At 39.8% G+C, this 20,767-nt stretch carries 14 protein-coding genes; 13 read left to right on the top strand and 1 reads right to left on the bottom strand.

The features are described 5' to 3' along the window. The first annotated feature begins 22 nt into the window (after positions 1-22). From fabF to uvrC, 9 genes are all read left to right on the top strand, one after another. A complete protein-coding gene (fabF, locus tag DWV85_RS03415; protein WP_004693446.1) occupies positions 23-1,267 on the top strand; it encodes a beta-ketoacyl-ACP synthase II in 1,245 nt (414 codons plus the stop codon). Continuing rightward, a complete protein-coding gene (gene rnc / locus DWV85_RS03410; RefSeq protein WP_123138026.1) occupies positions 1,267-2,007 on the top strand; it encodes a ribonuclease III in 741 nt (246 codons plus the stop codon). Before fabF ends, rnc begins: the two co-directional genes overlap by 1 nt. Positions 2,008-2,177: 170 nt before the next feature. After that, a complete protein-coding gene (locus DWV85_RS03405) occupies positions 2,178-3,377 on the top strand; it encodes a radical SAM protein (protein WP_123138025.1) in 1,200 nt (399 codons plus the stop codon). Positions 3,378-3,422: 45 nt separating this feature from the next. Then, positions 3,423-6,977, top strand: a complete 3,555-nt coding sequence (gene smc / locus DWV85_RS03400) for a chromosome segregation protein SMC (protein WP_123138024.1) — start codon at positions 3,423-3,425, stop codon at positions 6,975-6,977. Next, positions 6,977-7,912, top strand: coding sequence for a signal recognition particle-docking protein FtsY (ftsY, locus tag DWV85_RS03395; protein ID WP_004693455.1), 936 nt, complete (start codon positions 6,977-6,979; stop codon positions 7,910-7,912). The genes smc and ftsY overlap by 1 nt, the downstream gene beginning before the upstream one ends. Then, positions 7,902-8,285, top strand: coding sequence for a hypothetical protein (locus tag DWV85_RS03390; RefSeq protein ID WP_004693457.1), 384 nt, complete (start codon positions 7,902-7,904; stop codon positions 8,283-8,285). The genes ftsY and DWV85_RS03390 overlap by 11 nt, the downstream gene beginning before the upstream one ends. Beyond that, positions 8,285-10,462: an excinuclease ABC subunit UvrB gene (gene uvrB / locus DWV85_RS03385; protein ID WP_123138023.1), complete on the top strand. Its 2,178-nt coding sequence runs from the start codon at positions 8,285-8,287 to the stop codon at positions 10,460-10,462. The genes DWV85_RS03390 and uvrB overlap by 1 nt, the downstream gene beginning before the upstream one ends. Before the next feature lie 134 nt (positions 10,463-10,596). Continuing rightward, a complete protein-coding gene (gene uvrA, locus DWV85_RS03380; protein WP_123138022.1) occupies positions 10,597-13,449 on the top strand; it encodes an excinuclease ABC subunit UvrA in 2,853 nt (950 codons plus the stop codon). 134 nt (positions 13,450-13,583) lie between these two features. Further along, the gene (uvrC, locus tag DWV85_RS03375; RefSeq protein WP_004693462.1) at positions 13,584-15,410 is read left to right on the top strand and encodes an excinuclease ABC subunit UvrC; all 1,827 of its coding nucleotides are present in this window, start codon (positions 13,584-13,586) and stop codon (positions 15,408-15,410) included. A gap of 159 nt (positions 15,411-15,569) precedes the next feature. Here uvrC and DWV85_RS03370 read toward each other — a convergent pair whose 3' ends face one another. After that, complete coding sequence (locus DWV85_RS03370; RefSeq protein WP_123138021.1) at positions 15,570-16,937, bottom strand: MATE family efflux transporter; 1,368 nt, start codon at positions 16,935-16,937, stop codon at positions 15,570-15,572. A 270-nt stretch (positions 16,938-17,207) separates the two neighbouring features. Here DWV85_RS03370 and DWV85_RS03365 point away from each other — a divergent pair, with 270 nt between their 5' ends. The 4 genes from DWV85_RS03365 (at position 17,208) to DWV85_RS03350 (ending at position 20,660) form a co-directional block, all read left to right on the top strand. Continuing rightward, the gene (locus DWV85_RS03365) at positions 17,208-17,867 is read left to right on the top strand and encodes a TerC family protein (RefSeq protein ID WP_123138020.1); all 660 of its coding nucleotides are present in this window, start codon (positions 17,208-17,210) and stop codon (positions 17,865-17,867) included. 200 nt (positions 17,868-18,067) lie between these two features. Continuing rightward, the gene (locus DWV85_RS03360) at positions 18,068-18,736 is read left to right on the top strand and encodes a TerC family protein (RefSeq protein WP_021148015.1); all 669 of its coding nucleotides are present in this window, start codon (positions 18,068-18,070) and stop codon (positions 18,734-18,736) included. After that, positions 18,736-20,223 carry a 23S rRNA (uracil(1939)-C(5))-methyltransferase RlmD gene (rlmD, locus tag DWV85_RS03355; RefSeq protein ID WP_123138019.1) on the top strand — a complete coding sequence of 496 codons (1,488 nt, stop codon included), beginning with the start codon at positions 18,736-18,738 and terminating at the stop codon, positions 20,221-20,223. Before DWV85_RS03360 ends, rlmD begins: the two co-directional genes overlap by 1 nt. A 32-nt stretch (positions 20,224-20,255) precedes the next feature. Continuing rightward, positions 20,256-20,660, top strand: coding sequence for a polyketide cyclase (locus tag DWV85_RS03350; protein WP_123138018.1), 405 nt, complete (start codon positions 20,256-20,258; stop codon positions 20,658-20,660). Positions 20,661-20,767: the final 107 nt, after the last annotated feature.

Here is a 20,767-nt window from a genome sequence, read left to right as displayed (position 1 = left end):
ATAGCTATAAGAGGTGGAATAATTGGAAAAACGTGTAGTAATTACTGGCTTAGGGGCAGTGACTCCTGTAGGTATCGGTAAAGAGAACTTCTACAATGCGTTATTGGCAGGTCAATCTGGTATTGGGCCGATTACACGCTTTGACGCATCTGACTATGCAACACGCATTGCGGGTGAAGTAAAAGATTTTGATATTACAAACTATGGGGTAGACAAGAAAGAAGCTCGTCGTATGGACCGTTCTGTAGAATTTGCTATCGGTGCAGCTGTTCTTGCTTGTGAAGATGCTGATCTTGATTTAGATAAAGCAGATTTAGATCGCTGTGGTACTGTAGTTGGTACAGGTATAGGCGGCATTGACTCTATCCATGAGGTGTATGAAACATTATTCGAAAAAGGTCCTGGCCGCGTAAGTCCATTTGCAGTACCTATGATGATTGCAAATATGACATCTGCACGCGTATCTATTCGCCTTGGTCTTAAAGGTCCAGTTATTACAGACGTAACTGCTTGTACTTCTGGTACAAATGCGATTGGCGATGCATTCCGTATTATCCAACGTGGTGATGCTGATGTGATGTTTGCTGGTGGTACTGAGGCTGCGGTATCTCCGGCTGCTGTAGCTGGTTTTGCGGCTATGAAAGCTATGTCTACACGCAATGATGAGCCAACAAAGGCGTCCCGTCCATTTGACCGTGACCGTGATGGTTTCGTAATGGGTGAAGGTGCTGGTATCGTAGTTCTTGAAGAATTAGAACACGCAAAAGCACGCGGTGCGCATATCTACGCTGAAGTTGTGGGCTATGGTAGCAATGGTGATGCTTACCATATCACTGCACCAGCTCCAGGTGGTGTTCAAGCTCGGAAATGTATGGAATTAGCAATTAAAGATGCAGGTATTGATCCTAAAGACGTTAACTACATCAATGCTCATGGTACATCTACTGGCCTTAATGACCAAAATGAAACATTGGCTATTAAAGAATTGTTCGGCGATCACGCTAAAAATATCGCTGTTAACTCTACTAAATCCATGACAGGTCACTTATTGGGGGCTGCTGGTGCTATTGAAACTATCGTAATGGCAATGGCGATTGAAACTGGTAAAGTTCACCCTACAATTAACTGTGACAATCCTGATGAAGGTTTGGATCTGGACTATGTTCGTGAAGGCGCACGTGAACTTCAAGTAAAATGTGCACTTTCTAACTCTTTCGGTTTTGGTGGTCATAACGGTACACTTTGCATTCGCCGTTATGAAGCTTAATGGTTACTATCGAAACGCATAAGAGTAAGATAACACAAGCTCGTGAAGAATCTCTTCATGAGCTTGTTGCTCGTTTAGACATACCTGTGTCAGATATATCCATTATAGATTGTGCTTTTACACATACTTCTTATGCGAATGAACATAAATCAAAGCATATTCATCACAATCAGCGATTAGAGTTTTTAGGCGATGCTGTTTTGGATCTTATTATTGGGGAATACCTATTTAAGACATATCCAGATATGGCTGAAGGTAATTTAACGAAAATTAAGGCCGCTACAGTGTGTGAGGATTCTTTAGCATCTGTGAGCCGTTCTTTGCAACTAGGACAATATTTATTGCTCGGTCATGGAGAAAGCGCTTCCGGTGGTAATGATCGAAACTCTATATTAGCGGATACCTTTGAGTCTCTCATCGGTGCCATTTATATTTCTACAGATTATCAAACGGCCATGGCCTTCGTTTTAAAGCATTTAACTACCTATATCATACAAGCCTTAGAAGGTAAGCGGGGCAAAGATTATAAGACATTATTACAAGAATATGTGCAACGTGATGGGGATAAACATATTGTCTATCATTTGCTCAGTGAAAGTGGTCCCGATCATGCTAAAACCTTCCTTATGGAGGTTGAAATTAATGGTGTTACTTACGAGGCCGGCTCTGGTAAAAGTAAAAAAATTGCAGAACAACATGCGGCTCAATTGACTTTAGAAAAGTTGATGGCTGATAAATAGAAAAGCGCCGAATGGCGCTTTTTTTGTATAATAGTATGTGAGTAATATATAGTATGTGAGTAATAATCTATATAATGGTAGATGAATAATGATCTATATAATGATAGATGAACAATAATCTATATAATAGTAGATGAATAATAATTTTTACATAAGAAGAGGAGGTGTTTATGAAACCATTTGGTATGATTCCCTTTTTTATACCTCACGTAGGTTGTCCCTATGTGTGTACATTTTGTAATCAATCTCGTATTACGGGCCAATCTGGTATTAGTCACCTAACTCCAGAATATATACAACAAACAATCAAAGACTATGTAGGAACAAAGCGGAATGAAAAGTTTTGGGAGGTTGCCTTTTATGGTGGATCATTTACGGCTATTACTAAAGATTTACAACATAAATTATTAATGCCTGCCTATGAAATGCTTCAACAGGGCCTCATTGATGGCATACGTTGCTCTACAAGACCCGATGCTGTAGGTGATGAAGCGATTACATTATTACAGTCTTATGGAGTAAAAACTGTAGAACTTGGTGTGCAGTCTATGAATGATGGTATTTTAGTCGATGCTAAGAGGGGGCACACGGCACAAGAGGTAGTAGAGGCTGTTACACGATTAAAACATCGTGATATGACCGTTGGGGTTCAACTTTTACCAGGACTAAAAGGAGAGACATGGCAAACCATAATAGAAACGGCCATTGCAGTAGCCGCATTACGACCTGATTTTGTACGTATCTATCCCGTACTAGTTATAGAAAATACAGAGCTAGCCGACCAGTATAGAGCTGGAGAATATGAACCACTAAGTACTGAGCTAGCTATACAGTATTGTTCATTTTTAAAAGATTGGTTTGAACAGCATGGTATTGAAGTCATTCGCACGGGTTTACAAAGTACAGAAGAATTAGATTCCGGCAATAGCTTAGTGGCAGGTCCATATGAGCCCGCTATGGGAGAGCTGGTTGTGAACGAACAGTATAAGCAGCGAATTGAACGTTGTATTGATGAGCATGTATCTCAGTATAAGTACCTAATAAGTAATGATTGTTTTAATCTAATTGAATACGCTACTTATGAAAATCTAGGATTTAGTGGAGTTAGTGCTTATAATGCTGATAATAGTGGATGTATAGATAACACTAATAATGACAGAACAAATTATATTAGGACTAATGGTATTCCTGTAAAGCATAATATTGTTATTTCTTATCCGAGATGCTTAACATCTAAGGTGCGAGGCCTTAATAATCGAAACGTTAAATACTTTCAGATTCAGTATCCGCAGTATGCATTTGAATGGTGTGAAGAACGCACGAGAAATACCGTTCGTTGCTGTATTGATGGCCTGCAATATGTGTTATAATAAAAGATATGATTATTTAGGGTTGTTGGTAGAAAGGAGGCAGTCATGCAATTACTTCGGTTGGAATTAAAGGGCTTTAAATCGTTTGCGGATAAAACGATTGTAAAATTCTCACCAGGAATGACTGCCGTTATTGGTCCTAACGGAAGTGGTAAAAGTAATATTACGGATGCAATGAAATGGGTTTTAGGGGAATCCAATGTGCGTAATTTGCGCGGGCAAAAAGCAGAGGATATTATTTTCTCTGGTACGGAAAAGCGCAAACCTATGAGCGCTGCTGAGGTTACTCTTGTATTTGACAATAGTGATCAACAATTAGATTTAGATATGGCAGAGGTGGCTATAACACGCCGTATCTATCGTACTGGTGAAAGTGAGTTTCTCATCAATAAGCGCTCTTGTCGTTTAAAGGACATACATCTTTTACTGGCAGATACCGGTCTTGGTAAAGATTCCATGGCCATTATTGGACAGAACCGAATTGATGCTATTTTAAATTCTAAACCTGAAGAACGTCGTCTTATCTTTGAAGATGTAGCTGGGATTTCTCGCTTTAAAATTAATAAAGAAGATGCTTTACGTCGTATTGCTAGTACAGATCGTAATATGGAGCGCGTACGGGACGTAATGGCTACCATTGAAGAGCAACTAGGACCTTTGTCTGAAAAAGCGGAAAAGACTAAAAAATATATGACCTTAAGCCGCGCAAAGCGCGATTATGATGGGGCATTAGGCTTTCACAATTATAAGACCTCTGATCGCCTTTTAACACGTTTTGAAAACGATAATATTGCCTTTAAAGATGAAGAAATTGAGCTTCAAACTGAATTGTCTAAATTAGAGGCTCGTCGTCACGAATTGCAATCGTCCTCGTCAAAAGAGCAGGAACAACTTAAGTTGTGGGAGGCTCAATATACTGAAAAGCAACGTGATGAAGAACGCTTAGCTGGCCATTTACGTCTTTTAGAAGAGCAACTAAAAACAGCTCGCCGTGAATTAGATGAAACATCTATGCGTATTAGCGAGCTAGAGGCTACGCAAAAGGGTGAGGAGCAACAATTGCGAATCTTAAATCAATTGATTCAAGATGAAAGTGCTCAATTAGTAGAAAAAGAGTCTAATCTAGAAGAATTAGAAGCGAGTTACAAAAAGGCTGTTGAAGATGTAAGGTCAGAACAAGCTAAGTTCCAATCCTTGCAATCCAATCGAGAGGCTTTTGAGCAACGTCAATTAGAAGTTGTGAGTGCTATTGAAACGGCTAAGGCTAGTATTCGGAGCTTAGAAGCTCGAAAGGTGGAAAGTAGAAATCAATGTGCTATTCTAGAATCTGAAATAGCACAGGTAGATAGTGAACTACAAGCCGCTCGTTCTGAATTTGAAGCGCTAGGTCAAAAGTTTAATGCCTTATCTGCTCAACGACAAGCCCTCGTTGATGATGCTAAGGATGCAGCTATGAAAGCGCGTGAAGAGCGTAAGAAATTACAAAAGCTACGCACTCAAGAACAACGTGCAAAAGGTCGATTAGAACTTTTAGCACAGTGGGAGGAACAGCACGAAGGTTACTTAGAAGGCACAAAGAATATCCTCAATGGTAAAGGTTCTTGGCGTGAACAGATCACTGGTGCTGTTGGCGATCTCTTTACGGTAGAGGACAAATATACTACGGCTATCGAAACGGCCTTAGGCGGAAGTGTTAACCATGTTGTGACTACTACAGCTCGCGCTGCTGCGGAGGGTGTCAATTATTTGAAGTCTATCCAAGGTGGTCGTGTAACCTTCTTGCCGATGGATTCTGTTAAAGGTAAACCATATGATACACCGGCCTTACATGAAAGCTGTGTATTAGGCACTGCTGTTGATTGTATTTCCTTTGATAATAAGTATGCCCATATTTTCCAATACTTATTGGGTCGCACCTTGGTAGTATCTTCCATGGATGATGCCATTGGATTACAGAAAAAATACAATCAGCAATTGCGTATCGTAACTCTTACGGGGGAACAATTTCAACCTGGCGGCTCTTTAACCGGTGGTGCCACAAAGCGCAAGCGTGCTTCTGTATTGAGCCGCAAGGAAGAGGCTACTAGTCTTGAACAAGAACTGGTACAAATTGAAGAACAGATTCGCTCCTTAACAGCTAACTTAGAACGCCTTGAAAAACGGGTTGAAGAGGCAGAAAAGGAACGAGCTACCCTTGATGAAAGCTATCAACATACGAACTTACTCTATGTGGCTAGCGAAACAAAGGTACAAAATATACAAAATCAATTGGATCGTAAAAAACGTGTTCTCCATGAAGAAGAGCAACGTTTAGTACAAATCGATATTGATTTGGCTACTACAACGGCTAACTTGAAAGAACAAGAAACAGCATTGGCTTCCTTGCAAGAGGATCATGGTGTGGATGGTAATCAAGGGGCGTTGATGAATCGATTAACTATGTTGCAAAAGGTGCAACAAGAGGCGTATGAAGCTTTCACGGAAGATCGCCTTACTTGTGATACCTTACGACATACCATTCAGGAACGGGAAACACAACGTGAACAGCGTAATCAGTCTATTTCTAGTATTATTGAGCGCTTAATACCACTTCGTAATTTGTTAGTTAGTACTACACAACGCTATGAAAAGGAAATACCTAAGGCTCAGGAAGTGGCAGAACAAGAGTTGACCTCTGCTACGGCTGAGGTTGAACGATTACGTGTTCTTCGTGATGAAGCCTATGATAAAACATCTACAGGTCGCGAAGAAATGGAATCTATTCTAAGTGAGCAAGACCGATTGAATCAACGCTATAAAGTGGTGCAAGGTCGCCTTGTTGATATGGAAGGTAAAATTACACGTCATCACATGGACTGTGAGCGCTTTGTAGAAGAATTACAAGAACTAGGCTTTACTTTGGAAGATGCTCAAGCCCTTCGCATTGAAGGCTCCGTTAACGATTGGAAGGATGAGCAAGCTCGTTTGATGGCTGAAATTGCCGAATTGGGTCCAGTCAATCCAAATGCCGTTGAGGAATACGAAGAGACTAAAGAACGCTATGATTTCTTAAGCACACAATTAGCTGATTTAGATACGGCAAAGGCGCAATTACAGGCGGTTATTGCCGAAATGGATAAGGCGATGAGTACACAGCTATACGATGTATTGGATGTGGTAGGCCGTAGATTCCAAGAAGTATTCAGCCAATTGTTTGGTGGCGGTACTGCGCAAATTGTACTTACTGATCCAGATAATATTTTGACGGGTGGTATCGACTTCTATATTCAACCACCAGGGAAAAAGCGTCAACAATTGACACTCTTATCGGGTGGCGAGCGTGCTCTTACGGTTATCGCTTTATTGTTCTCATTCCTTGATTATCGTCCAGCTCCGTTCTGTGTGCTTGACGAAGTTGACGCGGCGCTTGATGAAGCTAATGTTGAACGATTTAGCTCTTACTTAAATCGAATAAATAAAGAAACACAATTTATCGTTGTATCTCACCGTAAAAAGACGATGGAAGCCGCCGAAGTACTTCAAGGGGTAACCATGGTGGAACGCGGTGTATCGCGATTATTAACAGTAGCATTTGAAGATGTGAAGGAGGATCTAGCATAATGGCATTTGGATTCTTTGATAGAATTAAAGACGGTTTAGAGAAAACTCGTAAGTCTTTTGTAAAAAATGTAGAAAGCATCGTTATTGGTTATGCGCAAATCGATGATGATTTCTTAGATGATTTAGAAGCGGTTATGCTTACTAGTGATCTAGGCCCTAAGACGACAGAATACTTGATGAAAGAAATTCGTCGTGGTGTAACAGAAGGTATCATCAATCATACAGGCGATGTAATGCCGTTTATGGAAGACCGCATCACGGAAATGCTCATCGATCAAGAAGATGAAATTACTTTGCACCATCCTGAGGTCATCCTTGTAGTTGGTGTAAATGGTGTTGGTAAAACAACGACAATCGCTAAATTGGCTAACTATTATACTAAAGAAGGTAAAAAGGTTATCATTGCTGCAGGTGATACATTCCGTGCCGCTGCAGCTGACCAATTATCCATTTGGGCTGATCGCGTTGGTGTACCAATTGTTAAACATAAAGAAGGTGCAGATCCTGCTGCTGTTGTATATGATGCAATGGAAGCTGCGAAAGCTCGTAATGCAGACCTTGTTATCGTAGATACAGCTGGTCGGCTACATACTAAGGTTAACCTTATGGAAGAGCTTAAAAAGATGGGTCGTGTTGCGAATAACCACGTAGAAGGTGCGCCGCATCAAACATTGCTCGTTTTAGATGGTACTACGGGTCAAAATGCAGTAAGCCAAGCTAAATTATTTGGTCAAGCTGTACCAGTAAATGGTATTGTAGTAACTAAGCTAGATGGTACGGCAAAAGGCGGCGTAGTTATCTCTATTAAAGAGGAACTAGGTGTACCCGTACGCTGGATTGGCGTTGGCGAAGGTATGGATGACTTGCGTCCATTTAATGCAAAAGAATTTGCTAATGCACTATTTAATAAAGGAATGATTCAAGGTGACAAATAAATATAACCGGGAATTCTTACTTGAATATGTAGAATCTGAAAATAAAAAAAATGAATGTAATGTTAGCCTAGAAAATATGAATAAGATAGTTAGCTTAATCGAGTACTTCGGAATTGAACTATATCGCCCCATTACGAGATTGCTACTTTCAAACTGGGAAGAGATTACAGATCGTATTAATAACTATACTGAATCAGATTGGATGATGGCTGATGAAATTCAGAAGACCACACCTACACTAGATCGTTTTTCTATTGCTATGCTCATCGAAGTCTTAGAAGGTGAGGATACGTTGAATCAAGCGGAAAATGCAGGTCGTCGTTTGACGGATGAAGAAATGAAAGCCATCCGTAAACATCAGGATGAACAGTAATGAAGCATAGTACATATAATTACGAGGGGGGCCAACCATTTAAAGTGGAGGCGCCCTTTACGCCTACAGGTGACCAACCTACCGCGATTCAATCTTTAACAGAAGGTATTGAACGCGGTGAATGGGCTCAAGTTTTGCTCGGTGCCACTGGTACTGGTAAGACCTTTACAATGGCTAAGGTTATTGAAGCAGTTCAAAAGCCGACCTTGATCATTGCTCATAATAAAACCTTGGCGGCTCAATTATGTAGTGAATTTAAAAGTTTCTTTCCAAATAATGCGGTAGAATACTTTGTATCTTACTACGATTTTTATCAACCGGAGGCCTATATTCCTTCTAGTGATACATATATCGAGAAGGATGCGTCTATTAATGATGAAATTGATAAACTGCGACATAGTGCTACGATGAGCCTTTTTGAGCGTCGCGATGTCATTATCGTTGCTTCGGTTAGCTGTATTTATGGCTTAGGTGACCCTGAGGACTATTCTGATCTTGTATTGTCCTTGCGCTTGGGTCAAACGAAATCGCGCGATGAAATCTTATCTAAACTCGTAGATATTCAATATACGAGAAATGATATGAACTTTATCCGCGGCACATTCCGTGTGCAAGGGGATACGATTGATATTTTCCCTGCCGCTTATAGTGAAAGAGCCATTCGGGTGGAGCTCTTTGGTGATGAAATCGACCGCCTCGTAGAGGTAGATTCCTTGACCGGTGAAGTTATTGCGGAACGAAAACACGTTGCTGTCTATCCAGCATCTCACTATGTAACGACGAAAGAGAAGATGAATATTGCTGTAGAGCGTATTGAAGCCGAATTAGATGAGCAGTTGGCGAAGTTAAAAGCTGCTGACCGCCTATTGGAGGCGCAGCGCTTAGAACAGCGTACGCGGTACGATATAGAAATGATGCAGGAGATGGGCTATTGCTCGGGCATCGAAAACTATTCACGTCATATGTCTGAACGCAAGGCTGGGGAAGCACCGTTTACATTGATTGATTATTTCCCAGATGATTTCCTCATCATGGTGGACGAATCGCATGTGACGATGCCTCAAATTCGTGCTATGTATAATGGTGACCGCGCCCGTAAAGAATCTCTTATAGAATACGGCTTCCGTCTTCCTTCTGCACTCGATAATAGACCTCTTCAATTCGATGAATTTGTAGAGCGTATCAATCAAATTGTATACGTATCGGCAACGCCTGGCCCATACGAAATGGAAGTAGAAACGAATATTGCAGAGCAAATCATACGTCCTACGGGCCTATTAGATCCATCTATAGAAATTCGTCCTATTAAGGGGCAAATGGATGACTTGCTCGGTGAAATTCATAAGCGTGCTGCCAAGAATGAGCGTGTCCTTGTTACGACCTTAACAAAGAAAATGGCAGAGGATTTAACAGAGTTCTTGAAGGAAATGGGCGTTCGCGTTCGATACCTTCATTCAGATATCGTTACCATCGAGCGCGCTGAAATTATTCGTGATTTGCGGGCTGGCGTATTCGATGTACTCGTTGGTATTAACTTACTTCGTGAAGGTCTCGATATGCCTGAGGTTTCCTTAATTGCTATCTTAGATGCGGATAAGGAAGGTTTCTTGCGCTCCGATACGGCTATGATTCAAACTATAGGTCGTGCGGCCCGTAATGTGAATGGTCATGTTATCATGTACGCAGATCGTGTAACAGGTTCTATGCAACGAGCTATCGATGAAACTGATCGTCGTCGTGCCGTGCAAGAGACTTATAATATTGAACATAATATTACGCCTAAATCTGTATCTAAAGATGTAAAAGAGCTTATCGAATTAACGAAAATCGAAGAAGATATGGTTACCGATGGAAAGGGACTTTCACCGAAAAAAGGAAAGCAAAAAAAATCCTCAGAGGGCATGGACCATGGACACGAACCATATGTTCAAGATACATCAACACCTAAGGTGGCAGATATAACACCGGAAGAATTGTACAATAAGATTGAAGAGCTAGATCGTCAAATGAAGGCCGCCGCCAAGCAACTTGAATTTGAAACCGCAGCTAAGTTACGTGATCAATTGGGCGTATTACGTCAACAATGGTCCGATATGCATAGTGCAGGAGATAGCAAGTTGAAGAAGCCAGTTTCTACCAAATCTAGAAAGCGGACAAGTCCAAAAAGTAAATCTTAGGAGCAATTTTAAAAGATTGTAAGAAAACACATAGATTATATAGACTATATGTGCGATAATATACATATATTATTTCATGTTAGTAATCAGAGAGATGATGCCGTTTGGTATCATCTCTTTAAATAGGAAAGATAATGAAAGATCAATTGATTGTAAAAGGTGCGCGTCAGCATAACCTAAAAAATATTGATATATCCTTACCACGTGATCAGTTTATCGTCTTAACTGGCCTCAGTGGTTCGGGTAAATCATCCCTAGCATTTGATACGATTTACGCAGAAGGGCAACGACGTTATGTTGAGTCCCTGTCTGCGTATGCACGTCAATTTTTGGGACAAATGGATAAACCCGATGTCGATTATATTGAAGGTTTATCTCCAGCTATTTCTATCGACCAAAAGACTACCAGCCGTAATCCTCGTTCTACAGTGGGCACTGTTACGGAGATTTACGACTATTTACGTCTCTTATTTGCACGCGTAGGTCATGCACACTGCCCAGAGTGTGGTAAGCCTATTACCCAGCAAACAATACAACAAATGACCGATGATGTAATGAGCTTTCCCGAAGGTACTAAGGTTTTAGTGCTAGCCCCTATGATTCAAGGTAAAAAGGGGGAACATAAATCGGTATTTGAACAACTTCGCAAAGAAGGCTTTGTTCGTGCTCGAGTAGACGGTGTAGTGCGCACTTTGGACGAAGAAATCGTATTAGAGAAGAACAAGAAACACTCCATCGATATCGTTGTGGACCGCCTCGTTGTAAAAAAAGGCATTGAATCTCGGTTGGCTGACTCTATGGAGACCGCTTCAAAATGGGCAGAAGGCATCGTTGTGATTCAAGAGGTAGACGGACCTGAACACATGTATAGCCAACATTTTGCGTGCCCAGATTGTCATATTTCATTACCTAAAATTGAACCGCGTATGTTCTCTTTTAATAGTCCGTTTGGTGCGTGCCCATCTTGTTTAGGTATTGGTTCTACTATGGAGGTTGATGAGGAGCGCGTTATTCCAGATGGATCTATTAGCTTTGCCGATGGTTGCGTGCAAGCCTTGAGCTCTAATCCTAATGCTTGGTTTATGCGTCAAGTAGAAGGTCTATTAAAAGCTAATGGATATTCCTTAGACTCCACCTATGATGAATTGCCGAAAGCATTACAGAAAAAGGTGATGTACGGTACGACGGATAAGGTAAATTTCACCTATGAAAATATGAGAGGTGAGATAAAGGAATTCTTTACTGAGTACGAAGGTATTTTACCGATGGTTAAGCGCCGTCATAGTGAAGCCTCTACAGACTCTATGCGTGAAGAATTTGAAAAGTTTATGTCTATTAAGCCGTGTACTACATGTCATGGGGCTCGTCTTAAACCTGAAGTATTAGCTATTACTGTAGGGGATAAGAATATCAACGAAGTAACGCAGTTAACTATTAAAGAAGCACTCGATTTCTTTGGTAATCTACAGTTAACTGAACGTGAACAAGTGATTGGTGCTCAAATTTTAAAGGAAATCAATGCTCGTCTAGGTTTCCTTAATAATGTAGGTCTCGATTACCTAACAATGAACCGTAGTGCAGGCACATTATCTGGTGGTGAAGCACAGCGTATTCGTCTAGCTACGCAAATCGGCTCTGGTTTGGTAGGTGTATTGTACATCCTAGACGAACCGTCCATAGGTCTACATCAACGAGATAATGATCGACTCATCGATACCTTAAAAGGATTGCGGGACTTAGGTAATACCTTGCTCGTTGTAGAACACGACGAAGATACGATGCGTGCGGCTGACTATCTCGTGGACATTGGTCCAGGTGCAGGTGAGCATGGCGGTCAAATTATTGCCGCTGGTTCTGTTGACGAAGTTATGAAGGTAAAAGACTCTATTACGGGTCAGTATTTGAGTGGTCGTAAATTTATCGCTCTTCCGGAAGAACGCCGTAAACCAGGTAAGAACTGCATTGAAATTCGCGGTGCTAAGGAAAACAATTTACAAAATGTAAATGTAAAATTCCCTATTGGCTTGTTTAATGTTGTTACTGGTGTCAGCGGTTCTGGTAAGTCTACCTTGATTAATGAAATTCTCTACAAAGGTTTAGCTAATCAATTATATCGCTCTAACCACAAAGTAGGGGCTCATAAAGAAATCCGTGGTCTTGAACATATCGATAAAATCATCAATATTGATCAAAGCCCTATCGGACGTACACCTCGTTCCAATCCAGCTACATATACAGGTGTATTTGATGCCATACGCGAACTATATAGTCAAACACCGGAAGCAAAGATGCGCGGTTACAAACAAGGGCGCTTTAGCTTTAACGTAAAAGGTGGCCGTTGTGAAGCTTGTCGTGGTGACGGTATCATTAAAATTGAAATGCACTTCTTACCAGATGTGTATGTACCTTGTGAGGTTTGTAAGGGAGCCCGTTATAACCGAGAAACCTTAGAGGTTAAATACAAAGGTAAATCTATTGCAGATGTACTAGATATGACGGTAGATGATGCGGTTGAGTTCTTCAGCGCTATTCCGAAGATCAATCGTAAAATGGTTACCTTGCAAGAGGTAGGTCTTGGCTATATTCGTTTAGGTCAGGCGGCTACAACATTATCTGGTGGTGAAGCACAACGCGTTAAATTAGCTACTGAATTAGCTCGTCGCAGCACAGGTAAAACGCTATACATCCTAGATGAACCTACTACAGGTCTTCACGCCGAGGATATTCGCAAGTTATTACACGTATTGCAACAACTCGTAGAGGGTGGCGATACAGTTGTCGTTATCGAACATAATTTAGATGTTATTAAGATGGCTGATCACATTATTGATCTTGGTCCTGAAGGTGGTAATCGCGGAGGCACTATCGTGGCAATTGGTACGCCTGAGGAAATTGTTAAGGTGAAAGAAAGCTATACCGGGAAATTCTTAGGCCCTGTATTGGAACAGACTAAGAAATTTATGAAAGCAGCGAAGCATAAGAAATAAAATAGTACATATATTTAAGTTTCTATAAAAGAAAAATCATAAAGAGAATAGACTACATCCTTCAACTTATAAAGGTCAATACTTAAAGAAGTGTGTAATCTATTCTCTTGTAATCTACAAGGAAAGGAGGAAATATGCCGTCTGAAGAATTACTGGAAAAGGTTAGTCATTTGCCAACTACACCAGGCGTATATTTGTGGCGTGATCAATATAACCGAATTATTTATGTAGGTAAGGCTATTAACTTGCGAAATCGTGTGCGTTCCTATGTGCGTAACGATGCAAATCGCGCACCAAAGGTTACGGCCATGATGAAACGAGCCGTCGATGTGGAAGTTATTCAAACAAAAACGGAGATGGAAGCGCTCATCTTGGAGAATACACTTATCAAGGAGCATGAACCGAAATATAATATTAGGCTTCGTGATGATAAGACGTATCCCTATGTTAAAATATCAGTGCAAGAGGATTACCCACGCGTATATATGACGCGTCGCCTAGAGCGTGATGGAGCCAAGTACTTTGGCCCTTTTACAGATGTCACATCTGTTCATGTGGTACTGAAATTAATACGACAGTACTATCCATTGCGTACCTGTAAGTCTATGAAGGTAGAACGCCCATGCTTGCAGTATCATATGCATTACTGCGAGGCACCGTGTTTTAACAAAATATCTGTACCGGATTATCGAAAGTATATTGACGAAATCATAGAACTTTTTGAAGGTAAACCTATACCATTGCTAAAGGAAATTAAATCAAAGATGGAGGCTGCTGCAGAAGATTTGCGCTTTGAAGATGCTGCACGTTATCGTGATCAATTGTCTAGCATTGAAAAGATACAAGAAAAGCAACGCATGGTTACTCAACGTGGCGACTTAGACGTCTTAGGATTGGCTGTAGATACATCGATGGCCTGTGTACAGTTGCTATTCATCCGCGGTGGTCGTCTGTTAGGCCGTGAGAATTACTTTGTGCAACATGATGGAGATAGTTCAGAAACCATTATGACAGACTTTATCAAGCAATACTATGGAGATACAAACTTTATTCCTAAAGAGTTGTTACTACCTATGGAGAGTACAGATAGAGACTTATTAACAGAATGGTTTACACAGCTCAAAGGCCAACATGTAGATGTATCTGTGCCACAACGTGGCTATAAGATGGATATGATTAAGATGGCTCATGAAAATGCAGAAACTTTCCTTGAAGAACGTCGTCGTCAGTGGCAGCACCAAATCGATAAGACTGGCGGGGCGGTTAAGAAGCTAGCCGAGATCCTCGACTTGCCACGTTTACCTGAACGTATGGAGTGCTTTGACATATCTCATACACAAGGGGCTGAAACGGTAGCTTCCATGGTTGTTTTTGAAGGTGGTAAGCCAGCAAAAAAGGAATATCGCCGCTTTAAACTGAAAACCACACAAGGTAAACCTGATGACTTTAAATCGATGGCTGAAATTATGGAACGTCGTTACGGTAATGAAACAGACTGGCCTATGCCAGATCTTATTATCATCGATGGTGGTAAAGGTCAGCTCAATGCGGCTTTGCCGTTAATCCGTGCTGTTGGTGTTACAGATGTGCCAGTTATCTCCTTGGCTAAGCGTATTGAAGAGGTCTTTGTAGAGGGACAATCTGAAAGTATCATTTTGAGTCATCATACGCCGGAGCTTCAATTACTTCAACAAATTCGTGATGAAGCGCATCGCTTTGCCATTACCTATCACCGTAAGTTGCGCGGTAAGCGAAATCTTGAATCTATTCTTGACCATATTGAAGGAATCGGGCCTAAACGCCGTAAGGCCTTATGGGCTCACTTTAATAGTTTAGAGGCCATGAAAGAGGCATCTATTGATGAACTTGCAAATGTAGAATCTATGAATTATAAGACGGCAGAAACGCTATATAATTTTTTCCGTATGTCCAAAGTAGAGAAACAAGAAGCTTTAAAATAAGACTTTCATAGTCATATACCTAATTAAAATATTAGTCTATTTTAAAGGGCCCATATACTAATAGATTATGTATTTGGAATCTTTTACAATAAAAATGCACCTATTGATTACTTACACTTAAGCGTAATCAATAGGTGCTTTTATTATTTTGCAATAGTTTTAGGTTTGTAATTTTGCAATAGTTCTAGGTTTGTAATGTTGTATGTAGTATGTGCGAAGTGTAAATAATATACCCGCAACTACTACGCTAGCCAACAAACCAATCCATACGCCAAATGGTCCATAATTAGGATTTTTAGCAAGGGTATAAGCCGTTGGGAAACATACACCCCAATAAGAAATGAGTGAGATGTAAAGAACTACTTTAACATCCTTGTAGGCTCTTAGAATACCTTGTAATGGAGTACCTATGGCATCGATGGCAGCAAAAAATATGCCATACCCAAGAAAGTGATAAATAAGTTCATATACTTCATCATCGTTTGTAAATAAATCCGCAATATTATCCATATGAGTGAACGTAAAGGCACAAATGAGAACGGCTATGATGATGGCTAATACACGAGAAATATAAGAGTACTGGATGGCTTCCTTTTTTCGTCCTGCACCGAGTTCATAAGCAACGGCAATGGTAGAGGACATGGCGATACTTAATGGTAAGCAGTAGAATACATTAGTAAAAGAAATGACAGATTGATGAGCTGCTACTACAGCAGATCCAAAGTGAACCATTAAGAGCCCAGCAATGCTAAAGATACTAGCTTCAAAAAAGATAGAAAAACCTATGGGAATACCAACTTGTAATTGTTCACGGATATAGTGAAAATTCGGGCTATGGAAATCTTTATAGATGCGATAGCCTTTTAACTTAGGATGCAATAGAATGACTAAGCTAAATAGAACGAAGTTTGTCCAACAGGCACCAGCAATACCGTAGCCAGCACCAACACCACCAATTTCAGGAAAACCGTAATGACCAAAGATGAGTGCATAATTTAAGAATACGTTAATCACAAAGCTTGTAAAGACGATGGCCATGGAGTAATGCGTTAATCCGTGAGAATCGACAGTATTACGCAAGGTATTTACCCAGAGTAATGGGAATAAACCAAGTGCAAAGGCTTTCAGATAACTAATACATACCTCGGCGGCAGCCGGTTCAAGATTTAAATATGTCAATAAAGGGCGTAAGCCGAATATACCAATTAATAAAATTAAAAATGCTAGTCCTGTACCGATGAAAAGGCCTTGATGAAAGATTATTGGAATATCATCTGTTTTCTTAGCTCCTAATAGCTGAGAAATGATTGGCGTGATACCCATCAACGTTCCTTGTGCAAAAATATAGAAAAGGAGCCATAAATTATATCCCGTAGCGACTCCAGCTAAATCAGTCGTACTATATTGTCCCGTTAAAAAGATGGCGATGAAGGTAGCCCCAATCAGGGAAAATTGAGTGATGCACATTGGAGTAAATAGTTTTATGAACAACCATAATTTTTGCAGTATAGAATATGTTTGATACATACTAACCTCCCTAGTAACGATATATTATACCATACCATAAAGTAGCTTAATTTAATAGCCAAAACCTAAGAAAAAAAGGAATTAAATATATAAAAAAATAGAGCCCATATTATGATTATGTAAGGGGAGAAATGAGCTTATATAAACTATTTTATTTAATAAGAAAGAATTATGATAAAAACGTATATATATGTTGATAATTGAATTTTACACTACTTTACTATATCGATTATAATATATATACTATTGTTTTATTCTAAGGAGGATACATTGGACATCTTAACTGTACAAGGCTTATTAGCGATGCTGCAAATCATCGTTATTGATATTTTATTAGCTGGTGATAATGCCATTGTTATTGGTATGGCGGCTCGCAACTTACCCGCACATTTACAGAAGAAGGCGATTTTCTGGGGCACAGCTGGCGCCATTATTTTACGTCTTGTTATGGCATTCCTATTTGTAGAGGCATTGAACAATATCCCTGCTTTACGTTTAGTAGGTGGTATCCTTCTTTTATGGATCGGTTACAAGCTTGTTGTTGATGATGATAACGAGCACAATATTGAGGCTAAAGATAACTTGCGCGCTGCTATCATGACCATTGTCATTGCTGATGGAATTATGGGTATTGACAATGTTATTGGTGTAGTTGGTGCCGCTGGTGGTGATATGACATTAGTTGCTATCGGTATGCTTATTACAGTACCTATTATCATTTATGGTAGTACTTTATTTGTAAAAGTTATCGAACGCTTTCCAATCATCCTTTACGTTGGTGGCGGTATTCTTGCCTGGGTGGGTGCAGCGATGAGTGTGGAAGATAAATTAATTTCACATACCGTAGAACCGTATGCATTACTCATTAAAATTGGTGCTGTTATTCTCGTAGTAGGGGCATCTTTGTTAGTAAAGAAACTTAAAAAATAATGTAATATATCTCTTCTTCTAGTCATAGGCGGAGAGATATTTTTTTGTAAAAGTATAGTCATTATAAAGAACCTTATAGGCTAATCTTAAGAATAACTGTGGTAGTTTAAGTGCTTTCTTTTAGATGAGAAAATAGAGAATTTGTGGTATAGTTAAGGGATAGTTATAGAATTAGTAGAGTGAATTGAGGTAAGTATAGAATGGAATTTTTAGAAGCTGCAACGTGGATAACGATTAGTAAAATTATTTTGATCGATATTTTATTGGCAGGAGATAATGCCGTTGTTATTGGTATGGCAGCGGGTAAATTGGCGCCAGAATTACAAAAGAAAGCCGTTATCTGGGGTACAGTAGGGGCTATTGGAATGCGCCTTGTATTTGCCACTCTTTTAGTAGAAGCACTTACTTTAATTCCTCTTATTCATTTAGGTGGTGGCCTTGTACTTGTATGGATTGCCATTCAACTCTTAAAAGGTGGAGATGAAGATGCACATATCGAAGCTAAGAATTCCTTAATGGGAGCCATTTGGACAATCATTGTGGCTGATGCGATGATGAGTATCGATAATGTAATTGGCGTAGTTGGTGCCGCTAAAGGACATTTAGAGCTCGTTATTGTTGGTATGTTGATTACTGTTCCCATCATTGTGTTCTGCTCTACACTATTTGCTCGTATCATCAATAAGTTCCCTGTCATCCTTTGGGCTGGTGGAGCTTTATTAGGTTGGGTTGCTGGTGAAATGATTGTGGAAGATCCACTTCTTATGCCATATATACAAGGTGAAGAATTGCTCGTGAAATTTGGTACTGTATTCTTCGTACTTATCGTAACTGGCATGATTAAAATTTGGAAGAAAAGAGACGCGTAATGAACGGTACAAGTCGTACATCTCGTAAGAAAAAATCTAAACAACAAAGTAGAAACGGTAATTGTGTGAATAGAGGTCAATCAGTTATTAGTACATTATCTAAGAAGCAACAGGCCATACTCAATGCTCCAGTTAAGTTAGGTGATGAAGTATTAGTTACTATTCATGGTATCGGTAGCAGTGGTGAAGGTGTAGGTCGTGTAGAGGATTTTACAGTCTTTGTTCCCTTTGCCTTGCCTGGAGAGATCGTGAAAGTATCCATCAGTATGGTGAAAAAGACTTATGCTACAGGACGACTATTAGAAATTGTTTCCATTGCTCCTAATCGTATCGATCCGCGCTGTGATCTCTATGGCTTTTGTGGTGGATGTCAGTTGCAACACATTACCTATGAAGGCCAGCTTTCACTAAAAACACAAAAGGTGAAGGACGTTATCGAACGCATTGGTCATCAAAATCCAGAACTTGTAAAACCAGCATTGGGACCTAAAGAGCCATGGGCGTATCGTAATAAGATGCAAATGCCTGTGGGTGGGATTAAAGGGAATATTCAAATGGGATTCTATGCGATGGGATCACATGATATCGTACAAGGTACGAATTGTCCCATTCAAGATGAAGGTAATAATATCATTGCTCAAGCTTGCTACCAAATTGCTAAAGAATTTGATATTGAGCCTTATGATGAACATACTGGTAAAGGTGTGCTACGTCATGTAATTGGTCGCATTGGACAATCTGGATGGATGATTATCCTTGTAACCGCGACAGAACACTTGCCACATCAAGAGAAGTGGGTTGAAAAATTAACTGAACGAGCTCCCCAAGTGGAGACCATTGTTCATAATGTAAATGGGAAGCGTACTAATGTTATATTAGGACCTAAGAATCATATCCTCTATGGGGAAGGTACGATTATAGACCATATTAAGGACTTACAATTTACCTTATCTCCACACTCCTTTTTCCAAGTTAATCCTGAACAAACTACGGTGCTTTATGATCAAGCATTAGAGTATGCAGACCTAAAAGGAAACGAAACCGTTATCGATGCGTACTGTGGTACTGGTACTATTTCACTGTTCTTAGCTCATGAAGCAAAACATGTTATCGGCATAGAAATCGTAGAGCCAGCCATTATCAACGCTCGTGAAAATGCACGTCGTAATGGCTATGATAATACAGAGTTTATCGTCGCCGATGCGGCCGTGGAAATGCCAAAACTCTATAAAGCAGGTGTACGACCAGATGTTATCGTATTCGATCCAATCCGGGCGGGCTGTAAAGAAGAAGTATTAACTTCTGCGGCTGGTATGGAACCTAAACGCATTGTTTATGTATCCTGTAATCCTGCAACCATGGCACGAGACATTGAAATCCTCACACACTATGGGTATGAACTACAAGAAGTACAACCAGTAGATATGTTCCCAATGACAGCGCATGTCGAAGCAGTGGCTTTGCTCACTAGGATCGAAGAGACGTAGTACGCATAAGTATTATATATGAGGTAATCACTATGGCAACTTCTAATATGAAGGTTACTATTTTATGCCCTATAGAAATTGTGTGGGATACAGTGACGAATCTAAACGATTTTTCCTGGAGAAGCGATTTAAAGGCTGTAAAAATTATAGATGAGCATAACTTTATAGAGATTGCCAAGAATGGAATCGAAACTTATTTTAGGATTACAGAATGTATTAAATACCAGTCATGGATATTTGAGATAGACAATAAAAATATTAAGGGGACTTGGATTGGAAAATTCTACTCAAAGGGTGATAAAACGATTCTGGATTTTACTGAAAATGTTGTCTCTAAAAAAATAATATTTAAACCATTTATAAGTTTATATTTGAAACGACAACAAAGAATATATTTTAAGGATTTAAAAGTGAAACTAAATTGTAAAAAAAGCTAGTTTTATTTAGAGCGCACTAAATAAATATAACCATATATACTAGAAATAATATTATTTTTAGTAAAAATAAAAAAATATCATTATTATAACTTATTAATTTGGACTAC

It is taken from the genome of Veillonella sp. AF13-2 (genome assembly GCF_003603295.1).
GTDB classification, from domain to species: domain Bacteria; phylum Bacillota; class Negativicutes; order Veillonellales; family Veillonellaceae; genus Veillonella; species Veillonella parvula_E.
This window is presented reverse-complemented; position numbering and strand designations above follow the sequence as displayed.